The sequence below is a fragment of the Lautropia dentalis genome (assembly GCF_003892345.1).
GTDB lineage: Bacteria > Pseudomonadota > Gammaproteobacteria > Burkholderiales > Burkholderiaceae_E > Lautropia > Lautropia dentalis.
Map to the genome: position 1 here is coordinate 2,006,266 of NZ_RRUE01000001.1, position 14,907 is coordinate 2,021,172.

Genomic DNA, 14,907 nt, shown 5'->3' on the forward strand with positions numbered 1-14,907 from the left:
TCAGCATTTTAGGAGGAATTGCCGGGGCTGCACAAATGCCTGGGACAGCGGCGCGGCGATGGCACCGGCTGGCAGTTCATGTCCTGCGTGAAGTTCCGTGCCGAACCATCAGCTGCGCGTGCTGCCGCTGCTCGCTTCCATCAGCGTGCGGCCGATCCAGTCATTCTTGTCGCGGATGCCGGGCAGCGTGAAGAAGTAACCACCGCCGATGGGCTTGATGTACTCCTCCAGCGGCTCTCCGTCCAGGCGCTTCTGCACAGTGATGAAGCCCTTCTGCAGGTTGGCCTGGTAGCAGATGAAGAGCAGGCCCATTTCGAGCTGGCCGGATTTGGTCACGCCGTTGGAATAGTTGAACGGCCGGCGCAGGATCAGGTTCTCTTCGGTCTGCGGGGTGCGCGGGTTGGCCAGGCGGATGTGGGCATCCAGCGGCGTGTGCTCGCCCTTCGGATCCTTCGTGTAGTCGGGCACGTCGAACTCGGTCTTGCCACCGTCCATGGGGGCGCCGTTGTCCTTGAGCCGGCCGAAGATCGCCTCCTGCTCCTGCAGCGGGGTGCGGTCCCAGCGTTCGACGAAGTTGCGGATGATGCGCACGGCCTGGTAGGTGCCGCCCACGGCCCACGCAGGCTCGCCGCTCTTCGGGCCGACCCAGACGACGCGGTCCATCAGCGCGGCATCGGCCGAATCGGGGTTGGCCGAACCGTCGCGAAAGCCCAGGAAGTTGCGGGCGCTCTCGGGCTGCTGGCCCTTCACTTCCGGAATGGGGGGCACGTTGCCTTCCTGCTTCCATTGCAGCACGAGCAGGTCGGGCAGGTTCTTGATGATGTCGCGCAGGGCGTTGATGATCGTGTCCGGTGTGTTGGCACAGAACTGGATCGACAGGTCGCCGTGGCAGAGGGCCGGATCGAGCGCATCGTTGAAGAAGCGCGTCATGCGTTGCAGATGGCGCGGCTTGACATCCTTCAGGCCGAAGCGCTCGTCGAACATCGAGTCGCCCAGCGAGACGGTGATGGTCAGTGCGTCGGGCGTCACCACCGGGCCAAGCAGGCCGGAGCTGGCCGGGGGCAGCTTGGGATCGAGCTGCACTTCCTTGCCGCCCTGGGTGAGGAAGGCGATGCGGGCCGTCAGCGTGCGAAACAGGCGCTCCAGCTCTTCCCTGTCCTGGGCGAGCACCGAGAACGAGGCCAGCATGCCGGCACTGGGGCGCGGGGTGACCACGCCGGCCTGGTGCACGCCCAGGTACGGCACACGTTCCTGGAAGACGGTGCTGGTGGGGGCGTCGGTGACCTGCCCTGCGCCGTCATGGTCAGACCCGGTGCTGGCTGCAGCAGCGTCTGCTGCGGCGGCCGGGGCCGGGTGTGCAGCCAGCCCGGCCAGACCCACGGTGGCCGCCCCCACCCCGCCCAGCCAGGCGCGGCGACCGGCAGACTGCGGGGCGCCAGAGGACAGGCCCATGCCGGCCGGACAGGTCAGGGGCACGCCGGCCTGCGGGGCTGTGGGCTGCCCCGCGTGCACCGGACAGTGCTGGCCTGCCGTGGTTTGTGGGGCGCTCTTGCTGCGATCGTGCATGAAAGTCTCCTGAAGAGAATATCCGTGACAGCGAAAGCTTATTACTCCAGTTTGAGGGCTGCGTTGACCTTGGCCAAGTCATCCGCCAGTTTGCTCACCGTGGCGGTGATGGCCTGGCGGGCGTCGGCCGGCAGTGCGCCCGGTTTGAAGCCGTCGCCGTCGCGGTACGGTTCCAGCTCCTTCGCAAACTGGGCAAAGCCATCCTCGATGGATTTCTTCAGGTCCGGCGCCGGCTTCGTCAGCATCGGCAGCACCAGATTGGCCAGTTTCTTCGTGCCGTCCAGCGTGCCCTGCAGGTCGGCGGCCTCGGCATGGCTCCAGCCCTCCTCGCCCCCATTGGGCAGGTTGTCAGCAGTGCGGCGCAGCAGGCGGGCCGCCGAGCTGGCCAGCCGCTCGGGCTGGGTTTCCAGTGCGGCCAGACGGGTCTTGAGCGTGTCGACATCGGCCGCCAGCGTGTTGGCCACCGGCTGCAGGGCTTTCAGGTCGCCCTGCCCCTGGCCGAACAGACCGTACTCCAGACGGTGGAAGCCGCGGAATTCCGGATCGGCTTCCCGTTTGGCGAAGTAGTCGGCCCGGCCGTTGATGCGGGTCTCCAGATCGGCAAAGTTGTCGGCCATCGGCTCAATGCGCTTGTACAGCAGGTGGGCCGGGGCATAGAGGGCTTGGGCCTGCTGCAGCTGGCCGGCCTGGATGGCGGCCTGCAGCTCACCCACCGCATCGGCCAGCTGGCTGCTCTGCGAGATCAGGTAGAACTTGTACTCGGCCTGGGCGCCCAGGAAGTTCAGGGCCGACGGGTTGTTGCCCTCGGCCTCGGATTCGGCCGACGGGGTGACATGCAGCTTGCCGCGCGGGTTGCTGAGCAGGCCGCAGGTGATGTCGTAGTCGCCGGGACGCAGCTTGACCTTCATGGTCTGCGTGAAGCCGGGGGCGATGTTCTCGCGCTCCTCCACCACCATGATGCCGTCCAGAATTTCCCACTCCAGCGCACGGTCGGAGTTGTTGACGATGCGGAAGGTGGTGCGGCCGGCCGGAACGGTGATGTCGTTGGGTTTGCAGACGTTGTCCTGGATGGTGACCGTGACGGTGTTGGCATCATCCTGTGGTGCCGCCTGCTTGGCCTTGTTGGAGGCATACCAGAAGGCCCCCAGGCCGGCAATGACCAGGACGGCCGAGCCGCCGACGGCAACCCGCATCAGGGAGGAGGATTTCTTGTTCGGATCAGGCATGATGTGTGATGGATGTCAGGTGAAAGAAGGGGCTGGTCTGAACGGGACTGCGTGTGCGCTCAGCGCTGCCGGATCGGGCGGGCACGCATTCCGCATGGCCGAACACGCAGTGCGTCCAGCACAGGTGCGAGCAGGTCCATGGATGCTGCATGCACATGCAGCCTTGCATCAGCGTGTGGTGGCCGGAGACGGTGCCGCCGGCTTCAGGAACAGGTACAGCGTGATGGCGAGGAAGGCCACGTAGACGATCGCCTCGCCCACCACCGGGGCAGACTGGTAGCCCAGCAGGCCGGAGAGCACGGTGCCCAGCGGGCTGTCCATCGGCAGGGTGTCGTCCAGGTTGAACACCACCTCCTGCAGCTGGTTCCAGATGCCGGCCTCGTGGAACTTGCGCAGCACACCGGCCAGCAGCCCGGCAGCCACCAGCAGGATGAAGCCGCCGGTGAAGCGGAAGAACTTGCGCAGGTTGAGCCGCACGCCACCGGAATACAGCCCGTAACCGATCACCACCGACACGGCGATGCCGGCGAGCGCCCCGACCGGTGCCTCCCAGCCCTGGCTTTGCTGGAAGATGGCCAGCAGGAAGAACACCGATTCGAGCCCCTCGCGGGCCACGGCCAGAAAGACCATGCCGATCAGCGCCCAGCCGGCGGCGTCGGTGCCCTGCCCCAGCGCCTTCTCGACCGACGCCTGCAGGTCGCCCTTGATGTTGCGGGCCGTTTTCTTCATCCAGAACACCATGGAGGTCAGCATGCCGACGGCGATCAGGCCGACCACACCCTCGAACAGCTCCTGTTCCTTCTGGGGAAACTCCGCCGCCATCAGCTGCAGGGCGGCGCCGGCAAAGAGCGACAGCGCACTGGCCAGCAGCACCCCCACCCAGACGGCGGGCATCAGGCCATCACGGCCGCTCTGCTTGAGGTAACTGGCAACGATGCCCACGATGAGGGCGGCTTCGATGCCCTCGCGAAGCATGATGAGAAAGGGAACGAACATGGTCCGGAAGAGGAGGAATTTGTGATGGGGCAATGATAATCATTGTTTGAATTCTTCCAAGCCGGTAGCAATGCGCCCTTCATTCTCATTGTGTGAAGCTGTACCGCCAACCCCTTGATTGTCCGGGCAAAAGAAACTGGGGTGTCTGGCCTGAACGGGCGCCGAAGCTTGCGCTTCAGCGGCCCGAACTGTGCAGGTTCCGCTGGGGCATGACAGTGTACGGCGCGTCGGGTGCTGGCGGTGCAGCCGGGGTTTCTGGCGGCCTGGCCCTGAACGCAGGCGGCGTAGGGGCGCAAAGGCAGCAAAAGCAGCGTTCAGGCACAAAACAGCGTTTGGACACAGAAGCAGCGCATGGCCACAAACATGGGCACAAAAAAACCACCGCGAGGGTGGCTTTTCTGTTTTTCCGGTTGCCCGGAGAAGGTGGCGGAGCGGACGGGGCTCGAACCCGCGACCCCCGGCGTGACAGGCCGGTATTCTGACCAACTGAACTACCGCTCCGTTCCAGCGGCTGGGTTGTTTGCACTTTTCGAAAAAAGCTGGCGGAGCGGACGGGGCTCGAACCCGCGACCCCCGGCGTGACAGGCCGGTATTCTGACCAACTGAACTACCGCTCCGTTCAAACAACTGGTTTGCTGCTGAAGCAGGCATTATAGCCCGCATTTTTTGTCTGTCAACAAAGCTGCTGGTGGGTGCTGAGAGCCTCGAACTCCCGACCTACGCCTTGTAAGGGCGCCGCTCTACCAACTGAGCTAAGCACCCAGCGCGTTGCAAACAAAAGAAGATGATAGCAGGGATTTTGGACCAAATGCAAATCTGGTATGTACGGCAACCGATAACGGCAGGCGGCGCAACAGGGCGCCGCCTGGTCTCAGTGCGCGACGATCCCGTCGGCAGGCTTGGTGGCCGTCACCGGCGGCGTGGCCGGGGCGAGAGCCTCGTCTGCGTCGGGCAGCGGCTGCGGCATGCGCTCCAGCGCCAGTTCCAGCACCTTGTCGATCCACTTCACCGGCACGATCTCGAGGTTGTTCTTGACGGTGTCGGGCAGCTCGGCCAGATCCTTGATGTTCTCTTCGGGAATCAGCGCAAGCCTCAGACCGGCCCGCTGGGCGGCCAGCAGCTTCTCCTTCAGGCCACCGATGGCCAGCACCTCGCCCCGCAGGGTGATCTCGCCGGTCATGGCCACATCGGCCCGCACCGGAATGCCGGTCAGCACCGACACCAGTGCCGTGGTCATGCCGATACCGGCGCTGGGGCCGTCCTTCGGCGTGGCGCCCTCGGGCACGTGCACGTGGATGTCGTTCTTCTCGTAGAAGTCCGGCTTGATGCCCAGCTGGGCAGCCCGGCGACGCACCACGGTCATGGCGGCATTGATGGATTCCTTCATCACGTCGCCCAGCTTGCCGGTGGTGAGGTTCTTGCCCTTGCCCGGCACGGCGATGGCCTCGATGGTGAGGATCTCGCCCCCGAATTCGGTCCAGGCCAGGCCATTGACCTGCCCCACCTGGTTGACCTTCTCGAGCTGGCCGTAGGGGAAGCGGCGCACGCCGAGGAAGGTGCTGAGGTTGTCGGCCGTGATCTCGATATGCTTGAGCGTCTTGTCGAGCAGCAGCGCCTTGACCGCCTTGCGGCAGATCTTGGAGATCTCGCGTTCCAGCGAGCGCACGCCGGCCTCGCGGGTGTAGAAGCGCAGGATGTCGCGGATCACCGGCTCGGTGATCTTCAGCTCGCCCTCTTTCAGGCCATTGTTGCGGATCTGCTTGGGCAGCAGGTAGCGCTGGGCAATGGAGACCTTCTCGTCCTCGGTGTAGCCGGACAGGCGGATGATCTCCATCCGGTCCAGCAGTGCTGGCGGGATGTTGAGCGAGTTGGCGGTGGCCACGAACATCACGTCCGACAGGTCGTAATCGACCTCCACATAGTGGTCGGCGAAGGTGTTGTTCTGCTCGGGGTCGAGCACCTCCAGCAGCGCAGCCGAGGGGTCACCCCGGTAGTCGCTGTTGATCTTGTCGACCTCGTCCAGCAGGAAGAGCGGGTTGCGCACGCCCACCTTGGTCAGGTTCTGCAGGATCTTGCCCGGCATGGAACCGATGTAGGTGCGGCGGTGGCCGCGGATCTCGGCCTCGTCATGCACGCCCCCCAGTGCCATGCGCACGTACTTGCGGCCGGTGGCCCGTGCAATGGACTGGCCCAGCGAGGTCTTGCCCACGCCCGGAGGGCCGACGAGGCACATGATGGGGGCCTTCACCTTGTCGACGCGCTGCTGCACGGCCAGGTACTCGAGAATGCGTTCCTTGACCTTTTCCAGCCCGTAGTGGTCGGCGTTGAGCACTTCCTCGGCATGGGTGAGATCGTTGCTGACCTTGCTCTTTTTCTTCCAGGGCAGTGCCAGCAGTACGTCGATGTAGTTGCGCACCACGGTGGCCTCGGCCGACATGGGCGACATCAGGCGCAGCTTGCGGAACTCGCTCTCGACCTTCTTGCGGGCCTCTTCGGGCATGCGGGCGGTGCGGATCTTCTTCTCGATGTCCTCGAAGTCGGCGCCGTCCTCGCCCTCGCCCAGCTCCTTCTGGATGGCCTTGACCTGTTCGTTCAGGTAGTACTCGCGCTGGCTCTTCTCCATCTGGCGCTTGACGCGGCCACGGATGCGCTTCTCGACCTGCAGGATGTCCAGTTCGTTCTCGATCTGGGTGAGCAGCTTTTCCAGCCGCTCGGTGACCGGCAGGGTTTCGAGTACGTCCTGCTTCTGGTCGATGCGGATGGGCAGGTGGGCGGCGATGGTGTCGGCCAGGCGCCCCGGATCCTCGATGCTGGCCAGCGAACTGAGGATTTCGGAGGGCACCTTCTTGTTGAGCTTCACGTAGTGCTCGAACTGGCCCAGGATGGTGCGGCGCAGGGCCTCCACCTCGGCCGAGACGGGCTCTTCGGCACCCAGGTCCTGCAGCTCGCAGGCGAAGTACTCGCCATCGGTATCGACGCGGGCAATGCGGGCGCGGCTGGCGCCCTCGATCAGGACCTTGACCGTGCCGTCGGGCAGCCTGAGCAGCTGCAGGATCCTGGAGATGCAGCCGACGTCGTACACGTCACCGGCCGACGGGTCGTCCTTGGTGCCGTTGCGCTGCGCCACCAGCATGATGCTCTTGCCGGACTCCATGGCGGCTTCCAGCGCCTTGATGGAGCGCTGGCGCCCCACGAACAGCGGGATGACCATGTGGGGGAAGATCACCACGTCGCGCAGCGGCAGAAGAGGCAGGACCAAGGGGGCAATGTTGCTATCGTTCATCTGTTTCCCGACAGTGTGCTGACCGCTGTGCCCGGACCTTTCCAGGATCACAGGGGTAAGCATATGTGCGATATGCGGTCAATCCAAAAGATTACAAGAATATCCGGCCATCGGTACGGTTTTCCTTATGAAACCGTGTCTGGTCCACCAACATTTGTGTGGTGTGACAGGCGGCCTTCCCGGCCGGCCGGAAGGCGAGCCGGAGCCGATGGATCGTGTCTTTCCGGAAAATGCATGGCCCGGCCGCCTTCGGAGGAAAGCGGCCGGGCCGGGGCCGGTGCCCGGCGCGGGTCGGGGCGCTGCCCTCTTCACGCCGGCCCGGCCGCGTACCGGCGGGGCGCCATGTGCGCAACACGGGCCGGACGCCCCGGATCCGGCCGGCCGTCATGTTCATTGACGCCATGTGCCGGCAAGGCTGGTCGCCCCACTCTGCCGGGCCGGTCAGCGCCGGCCGCTGCCCGGGACGCTGCCTGTCAGCTGTTGCCGCCCGACACCCGGGGGCTGTCGGCGTAGACCAGCACCGGTTTGCTCGTACCCTCGATGACGCTCTCGTCGACGACGACCTTCTCGACGTTCTTCATGCCGGGCAGCTCGTACATGATGTCGATCAGGGCATGTTCCAGAATGGAGCGCAGGCCACGGGCACCAGCCTTGCGCTTGAGCGCCAGGCGGGCGATGGCCTTGAGGGCAGCCGGGCGGATGTCCAGTTCCACCCCTTCCATCGAGAAGAGTTTCTGGTACTGCTTGACCAGGGCGTTCTTCGGCTCGGTGAGGATGCGCACGAGCGTGGCCTCGTCCAGCTCGTCCAGCGTGGCCTGCACGGGCAGGCGGCCGACCAGCTCGGGGATCAGGCCGAACTTGATCAGGTCGTCCGGCTCGATGTCCTGGAAGAGTTCGGACAGCGAGCGGTCGGTGGCGCCCTTCACTTCCGCCCCGAAGCCGATGCCGGAGCGCTCGGAACGGTTGCGGATCACCTTGTCCATGCCATCGAAGGCACCGCCACAGATGAACAGGATGTTGGTGGTGTCGACCTGGACGAAGTCCTGGTTGGGGTGCTTGCGCCCGCCCTGCGGCGGAATGGCCGCCACGGTGCCCTCGATGAGCTTGAGCAGCGCCTGCTGCACGCCCTCGCCCGACACGTCGCGGGTGATGGAGGGATTGTCGGCCTTGCGGGAGATCTTGTCGATCTCGTCGATGTAGACGATGCCGGTCTGGGCCTTCTCGATGTCGTAGTTGCAGGAGGCCAGCAGCTTCTGGATGATGCTCTCCACATCCTCGCCCACGTAGCCGGCCTCGGTCAGCGTGGTGGCGTCGGCCATCACGAAGGGCACGTTGAGCAGGCGGGCCAGCGTCTGGGCCAGCAGCGTCTTGCCGGAGCCGGTGGGGCCGATCAGCAGGATGTTGCTCTTGGTCAGCTCGACATCGTCCTTGCCGCCCTTGTGGCGCAGGCGCTTGTAGTGGTTGTAGACGGCCACGGCCAGCGTGCGCTTGGCTTTCTGCTGGCCGATGACGTACTGGTCGAGAATGCCGGCGATCTCGGACGGAATGGGCAGGCGGTCGCCGCCTTCGCCCTGGGTCTCGCCCTGCCCTTCCTCGCGGATGATCTCGTTGCAGAGGTCGATGCATTCGTCGCAGATGAACACCGACGGGCCGGCGATCAGCTTGCGGGTTTCGTGCTGGCTCTTGCCGCAGAAGGAGCAGTAGAGCGGTTTGTCGCTGGAACCTGTTTTATCGGACATGTACGTTGTTCTCCGGGCAGGTCACTTCTTCGCGTCGGGGCGGGCCGATGCATCGGCCCGCGACTTCATGACCTGGTCGATCAGGCCGTACTTCAGGGCTTCTTCGGCCGAGAGGAACTTGTCGCGGTCGGTGTCGCGCTCGATCACTTCCAGCGGCTGGCCGGTACGCTCGGCGAGGATTTCATTGAGCACGGCCTTCAGGCGAAGGATCTCGCGGGCCTGGATCTCGATGTCGGTGGCCTGGCCCTGGGCGCCGCCCAGCGGCTGGTGGATCATCACGCGCGAGTTGGGCAGCGCATAGCGCTTGCCCTTCGTGCCGGCGGCCAGCAGGAAGGCGCCCATGCTGGCGGCCATGCCGATGCACAGTGTGGACACGTCGGGCTTGATGAACTGCATCGTGTCGTAGATGCCCAGACCGGCCGACACCACCCCACCCGGCGAATTGATGTAGAAGTGGATGTCCTTGTCGGGGTTCTCGCTTTCCAGATAGAGCATCTGGGCCAGCGCCAGGTTGGCCGTGGCATCGTTGACCGGACCGACGAGGAACACCACGCGTTCACGCAGCAGGCGGGAGTAGATGTCGTAGGCGCGTTCGCCCCGGCCGCTCTGCTCGATGACGATGGGCACCATGCCCAGACCCATGGGCTGCTGGGCCGAGGTCGGGGCAAAGGGGTCCGTGCCCTGTGACAGGTGCAGGTTGACCTGGTCTTCGACCAGACTGTTGAAGGTCATGGGAACTTCCTCGTTGGATGGCGTGAATGGCAAAAACGCGACCGGCCGGTACATGGCCGGCCGGTGTCGATGATCCCCACATGGGGCTCATGCGTGAATCTGCAAGTGGGAGGCACCGGACACCGGTACGACGGCCGGCGCCCGGCAGCTGCCGGAAGGCGGTCTGTGCCGGGCCAGCGACCGGCAGGCACAGATGCCCTGCCCCGCAAAAACCATGGGCCGGCCACCGGTGCGGGTTCCGGAGGCCGGTCTGGCCAGGTCCGGACCTGCGTCCGGCACGGGCCAGGGGCCGGGATCAGGCCAGACCCTTCATCAGCTCGTCGAAGCCCACTTCGTGGTCGGTGACCTTGGCCTTCGACAGCAGCCAGTCCACCACGTTCTGTTCGACCACCAGGGCCTCGACCTCGGCCAGACGGTCGCGGTCGGAGAAGTACCAGCGTACCACTTCGGCCGGGTTCTCGTAGGTGGAGGCGAACTCCTCGATCTGCTTGCGGATCTGTTCGGGCTTGGCCTGCAGGGCGTTTTCGCGCACCACTTCCGAGACGATCAGGCCCAGACGCACGCGGCGGGTGGCCTGTTCGTTGAAGGCATCGGTGGGCACCGGCGGGGCCTTGCGCATGTCCAGGCCACGGGCGGCGAGGTCTTCGCGCATGCGGGCGGCCAGCGATTCGGCCTCCTGCTCCACCAGGGCCTTGGGCAGTTCGATGTCGGCCAGACCGACGATCTTGTCCATGACGGCCGTCTTGGTGCGGGACTGCACGCGCTGGCGCACCTCGCGCTCGAGGTTGCTGCGCACGTCGGCACGGAACTTCTCGACGTCGCCATCTTCCTGGCCCATCTGTTTGGCGAATTCGGCATCGACCTCGGGCAGCTCGGGGCCTTCGACCTTCTTGACGGTGACCTCGAACTGGGCGGTCTTGCCGGCCAGGTGTTCGGCACCGTAGTCATCGGGGAACTTCACGTCGAAGGTGACGGTCTCGCCGGTTTTCTTGCCCAGCACGCCGGCCTCGAAGTCGGGCAGCATGCGGCCCTCGCCCAGCACCATCGGGAAATCCTCGGCGGAGCCGCCGTTGAAGGCTTCGCCGTCGAGTTTGCCGGTGAAGTCGATGGTGGCGCGGTCGCCCTTCTTGCCACCGCGGCGCACGGCCTTCCAGGTGGTGCGCTGTTTGCGCAGCACGTCGATGGTGGACTCGAGCGCCTTGTCGTCGACGCTGGCGGTGTAGCGGTCGACTTCCAGGGCGGACGGGTCGCCCAGCTTCACTTCGGGATAGACCTCGAAGGTGGCGGTGAACTCGGTGGGTTCGGCCGCATCCTTCTGGGCTTCGGTGGGGGCGATGTCGGGCTGGCCGGCCACGCGCAGGCCGTGCTCCTGCACGGCGTCGCCGAAGGCGCGCGAGATGGCATCACCCAGGGCCTCGGCACGAACCTGCGGGCCATAGCTCTGCTCGACCAGGCGCACCGGCACCTTGCCCGGACGAAAACCGGGCATGCGGGTGGTCTTGGCCATCGAACGCAAGCGCTCCTGGACCTTGGAGGAAATGTCGGCCGGGTTTACCGAAATCGTCAGCCGGCGTTCCAGGGTGCCGGTTGTTTCAAGCTGGGAAGCCATCCGTCGTTGAGTTCCGTTGTTTGGGTTGTAAGTGAAAACAGGCTGGTGCGGCTGAAAGGACTCGAACCTTCACACCTTGCGGCGCCAGAACCTAAATCTGGTGCGTCTACCAATTTCGCCACAGCCGCCCGTGCGGGTGTCTGCAATATTCCGGTGATTCTAGCCCAAACACGGCAGCGCGCTGAACGAAACGCAACGCGTGGTGGCAAACACGGTTCATGCCTGACGAACGTGCCGTTTCCACCCCGGAAATGGAGGGCAGTGACGACAGCAGGGCCAGAGGCCCAGAGGGGGGATCCGGGACGGAACGTGGGGGTGAATGGGACCGTGACATGTGCCTGCAGGAGCGCCCGGTTGCGCAGGCGCAGTCACGTCCCGGACGCGCGCGGCTCCTCTCCGGCCGACGGCGGCCGGATCCGGTACCAGGTGACATAGAGTGCCGGCACCATCAACAGCGTGAGCGCGGTGGCCACCACCAGCCCGCCCATGATCGCCACGGCCATCGGGCCCCACAGCACATCGCGTGACAGCGGGATCATCGCCAGAATGGCCGCGGCGGCCGTGAGGGTGATCGGGCGGAAACGTCGCACGGTGGCCTCGCGCACGGCGTGCCAGCGGCTGTGGCCGGCCTCGATGTCCTGGCGGATCTGCTCGACCAGAATGACCGTGTTGCGCATGATGATGCCCGCCAGCGCGATGGTGCCCAGCATGGCCACGAAGCCGAAGGGCATTCCCGAGACGAGCAGTGCCGCCACGATCCCGACGATGCCCAGGGGTGCGGTCAGCACCACCATGGCCACCAGCGAGAAGCTGCGCAGCTGCAGCATCAGCAGCGTGAGCACGAGGCCCACCATCAGCGGCATGCCGGCGTTGATCGACGCCTGGGCATCGTCGCTGCCCTCCACCGGGCCACCGGCGTCGATGTGGTAGCCGGCCGGCAACCGGGCACGTAGCGGCTTCATGTGCTTTTCGATCTGAGCCATCACATCCCGCCCCTGCATGCCCGCCAGGACCTCGGCGTTGACGGTGAGGGTCGGGACGCGGCTGCGGCGCCAGATGATCGGCTCATCCATCTCCATCTGCAGCCTGGCCACCTGCGACAGCGGCACGGTGCCGCCGCGGGCAGTGGGCAGCTGCAGCGAGCCGAGGGTGGAGAGCTGCGTGCGTTCGGCCTCGGGGGCACGGATGACCACCGGGATCAGCTGGTCGTCCTCGTGCAGGGTGCCGATGGGGGTGCCGTCGATGATGGCGCCCAGTGCACGGCTGACCTGGCCGCTCGACAGGCCGACGGCCCGTGCCCGGTCCTGGTCGACATCGATCTTCAGCGTGGGCGCCCGCTCACCCCAGTTCATGTGCGCACCGTAGGTGTAGGGGTTGGCGCTGACCAGGTCCAGCAGGTCTGCACCGAGCCGCTTGAGTTCGGCGATGTCCGGCCCCGAGACGCGGAACTGCACCGGAAAGGCCACCGGTGGCCCCAGCGGGTTCGGATAGGCGCGGGTGCGCACCCCCGGAAACTGGCTGTCCAGTGCCGGGCGCAGGCGGCCCAGCAGGCGCTGGCGAGCCTCCAGATCCTTCGTCAGCACGACGAACTGGGCATAGTTGGTGCGGTAGAGCTGCTTGTCCAGCGACAGGAAATAGCGGGGGCTGCCGTTGCCGATGTAGGCCACGAAGGTTTCGGCGTCCGGGTCGGCGGCCAGCCATTTCTCGAGCTTCTCTGCCTCGCGGCGGGTGGCGGCCAGACTGGCCCCTTCCGGCAGCCACAGGTCGACCAGGAACTCGGCCCGGTTGGAATCCGGGAAGAACTGCTTGGTGGTCAGCCCCATGCCGAAGATGCCCGCCACCAGCAGCACCAGCGTGACCAGCAGCGTGAGCCACCGGTGGCGCATGGCGCCCTCGATGGTGGCGCGCAGGCGGCGGTAGAACGGGGTGTCGAAGAGGTCGTGTTCCGGATCTGCAGGCGTTGCCGGCGAGGCAGCGACGTCCATGACGGTGATGCGATCCGGGGCGGCCGGCTGGCCCGTCACATCGGCCACGGTGGCCGCCCGGGAGGTATCCGGCCGGTCCTTTGCTCCAGCCTCTGGCTGCAGGCTTCCCGGAGTATCGGCCTGGCCTGCAGCAATGGTCTTCCGGGCGGCCCGTGGATGGGCCTTGAGCAGGTAGCTGCCGATGAAGGGCACGGCGCCCACGGCCATCACCCAGGAGATCAGCAGCGCCAGCGTGACCACGGCGAAGATGGTGAACGTGTATTCGCCGGTGGATGAACGTGCGGTGGCGATGGGCAGGAAGCCCACGGCGGTGATCAGTGTGCCGGTCAGCATCGGGAAGGCGGTGCTGGTGTAGGCGTAGGTGGCGGCCGAGAAGGTGTCGAGCCCCTCCTCCAGCTTGCGGGCCATCATCTCGATGGCGATCATCGCGTCATCGACCAGCAGGCCCAGCGCGATGATCAGCGCTCCGGTGGAGACACGGTGCAGGTCGATGCCGAACACCTTCATCCCCAGGAAGGTGGCGGCCAGCACCAGCGGAATGCTCAGCGCCACCACCAGCCCCGCCCGCAGGCCGAGGCTCAGCAGGCTGACGGCCAGTACGATGATCACGGCCTCCATCAGCGAGTGGATGAAGATGCCCACCGCCTCGCCGACGATCTTCGGCTGGTCGCTGACCTTGCCGTATTCCACCCCCACCGGCAGGTCGGCCTCGAGCTGCTGCATGCGGGCATCGAGGTTGCGGCCCAGCTGCAGCACGTCACCATTGGGCACCATCGAGATGGCGATGCCGATGGCCTCGCGACCCCCGAAGTGCATCAGTTCGGTGGGGGGATCGGCATAACCGCGCCGGACGGTGGCGATGTCGCCCAGCCGGATGATCCGGTTGCCGGCGGTCAGGCGCAGGGCCTGGATGGCCTTCACGTTGTCGAACTGGCCGCTCACCTCCAGCCGCACGCTGCGTTCGTCCGTGTGCACGGTGCCGGCGGGGGTGATCAGGTTCTGGGCGGCCAGTTCGCGGGCGATCATCTGCGGCGTGATGCCCAGTGTGGCCAGTCGTGCCGGGCTGATGTCGATGTGGATCTGCTCGGGCTGCACGCCCACCAGCTCGATCTTGGCCACGTCCGGCACCTTCAGCAGCTCGGCGCGGATGGCCTCGGCGTGCCGGCGCAGGGCCGACATCGGGATGCCGTCGCCGGTCAGTGCATAGATGGTGCCGAAGACATCGCCGAACTCGTCGTTGAAGAACGGGCCGCGGATGTCGGCCGGCAGCCGCCAGCGGATGTCACCCACCTTCTTGCGCACCTGGTACCAGTAGTTCGGTACCTCCCTCGCCGGCGAGCTGTCCTTCAGCTCGAGGACGATCATCGATTCGCCGGCCTTCGAGTAGCTGGTGGTGCGCTTGAAATACGGCACTTCCTGCAGGGTCTTTTCGATGCGGTCGGTGACCACTTCGTCCACCTGCCGGGCGGTGGCACCGGGCCACTGGGTACGCACCACCATGGCGCGGAAGGTGAAATCCGGATCCTCCCGCTGGCCCAGCTGGAACAGCGCCAGTGCTCCGCCGATGCCGAACACCAGCAGGAAGAACAGCGTGACCTGCGGAAAGCGCAGTGCCAGGGCAGACAGGTTGAAGCGTTCGGCCGGGCGGGGAGCAGGGGCCGGGCGCGTGGGTGCACTGGATGCGTCGGGGTGTCCGGTCACGGTGTCGTCATGGCCGGGACCTCCATCGTCATGGCTGGAGGAGGCGTCATCATGGGCGGGGTCGTGCATT

The 14,907-nt window shown here is 65.8% G+C and carries 8 protein-coding genes and 4 tRNA genes; all 12 read right to left on the reverse strand.

Annotation, left to right across the window (positions count from 1 at the left end):
• Positions 1 to 108: 108 nt before the first annotated feature.
• Entirely contained in the window at positions 109 to 1,566 is a 1,458-nt protein-coding gene (gene efeB / locus EHV23_RS07780; RefSeq protein ID WP_238990330.1) for an iron uptake transporter deferrochelatase/peroxidase subunit, read from the reverse strand.
• A gap of 41 nt (positions 1,567 to 1,607) precedes the next feature.
• Positions 1,608 to 2,792, reverse strand: a complete 1,185-nt coding sequence (gene efeO / locus EHV23_RS07785; RefSeq protein WP_238990331.1) for an iron uptake system protein EfeO — start codon at positions 2,790 to 2,792, stop codon at positions 1,608 to 1,610.
• 168 nt (positions 2,793 to 2,960) lie between these two features.
• On the reverse strand, positions 2,961 to 3,788 hold the full coding sequence (gene efeU / locus EHV23_RS07790; RefSeq protein WP_125095402.1) for an iron uptake transporter permease EfeU: 828 nt from the start codon (positions 3,786 to 3,788) through the stop codon (positions 2,961 to 2,963).
• Positions 3,789 to 4,212: 424 nt separating this feature from the next.
• Positions 4,213 to 4,289: transfer RNA gene (locus tag EHV23_RS07795), tRNA-Asp, on the reverse strand.
• A 39-nt stretch (positions 4,290 to 4,328) separates the two neighbouring features.
• A tRNA-Asp gene (locus EHV23_RS07800) sits at positions 4,329 to 4,405 on the reverse strand.
• A gap of 69 nt (positions 4,406 to 4,474) precedes the next feature.
• Positions 4,475 to 4,550: transfer RNA gene (locus EHV23_RS07805), tRNA-Val, on the reverse strand.
• A 109-nt stretch (positions 4,551 to 4,659) separates the two neighbouring features.
• Positions 4,660 to 7,071, reverse strand: coding sequence for an endopeptidase La (lon, locus tag EHV23_RS07810; protein ID WP_125095403.1), 2,412 nt, complete (start codon positions 7,069 to 7,071; stop codon positions 4,660 to 4,662).
• A gap of 473 nt (positions 7,072 to 7,544) precedes the next feature.
• Positions 7,545 to 8,810, reverse strand: coding sequence for an ATP-dependent Clp protease ATP-binding subunit ClpX (gene clpX / locus EHV23_RS07815; protein WP_125095404.1), 1,266 nt, complete (start codon positions 8,808 to 8,810; stop codon positions 7,545 to 7,547).
• 21 nt (positions 8,811 to 8,831) lie between these two features.
• Positions 8,832 to 9,452 (reverse strand): ATP-dependent Clp endopeptidase proteolytic subunit ClpP, encoded by a 621-nt coding sequence (gene clpP, locus EHV23_RS07820; RefSeq protein WP_125095611.1) that lies wholly within the window; start codon positions 9,450 to 9,452, stop codon positions 8,832 to 8,834.
• A 385-nt stretch (positions 9,453 to 9,837) separates the two neighbouring features.
• Positions 9,838 to 11,151, reverse strand: a complete 1,314-nt coding sequence (gene tig / locus EHV23_RS07825) for a trigger factor (protein WP_125095405.1) — start codon at positions 11,149 to 11,151, stop codon at positions 9,838 to 9,840.
• A gap of 43 nt (positions 11,152 to 11,194) precedes the next feature.
• Positions 11,195 to 11,279: transfer RNA gene (locus EHV23_RS07830), tRNA-Leu, on the reverse strand.
• 240 nt (positions 11,280 to 11,519) lie between these two features.
• Complete coding sequence (locus EHV23_RS07835; RefSeq protein ID WP_125095406.1) at positions 11,520 to 14,906, reverse strand: efflux RND transporter permease subunit; 3,387 nt, start codon at positions 14,904 to 14,906, stop codon at positions 11,520 to 11,522.
• Position 14,907 lies beyond the last annotated feature (1 nt).

Bases quoted from the DNA above. Each gene is read 5' to 3' on its own strand.
- efeU (WP_125095402.1), bottom strand. From the start codon at position 3,788: ATGTTCGTTCCCTTTCTCATCATGCTTCGCGAGGGCATCGAAGCCGCC.
- tig (WP_125095405.1), bottom strand. From the start codon at position 11,151: ATGGCTTCCCAGCTTGAAACAACCGGCACCCTGGAACGCCGGCTGACG.
- EHV23_RS07835 (WP_125095406.1), bottom strand. From the start codon at position 14,906: ATGCACGACCCCGCCCATGATGACGCCTCCTCCAGCCATGACGATGGA.
- clpP (WP_125095611.1), bottom strand. From the start codon at position 9,452: ATGGGTCTGGGCATGGTGCCCATCGTCATCGAGCAGAGCGGCCGGGGC.
- efeO (WP_238990331.1), bottom strand. From the start codon at position 2,792: ATGCCTGATCCGAACAAGAAATCCTCCTCCCTGATGCGGGTTGCCGTC.
- clpX (WP_125095404.1), bottom strand. From the start codon at position 8,810: ATGTCCGATAAAACAGGTTCCAGCGACAAACCGCTCTACTGCTCCTTC.
- lon (WP_125095403.1), bottom strand. From the start codon at position 7,071: ATGAACGATAGCAACATTGCCCCCTTGGTCCTGCCTCTTCTGCCGCTG.
- efeB (WP_238990330.1), bottom strand. From the start codon at position 1,566: ATGCACGATCGCAGCAAGAGCGCCCCACAAACCACGGCAGGCCAGCAC.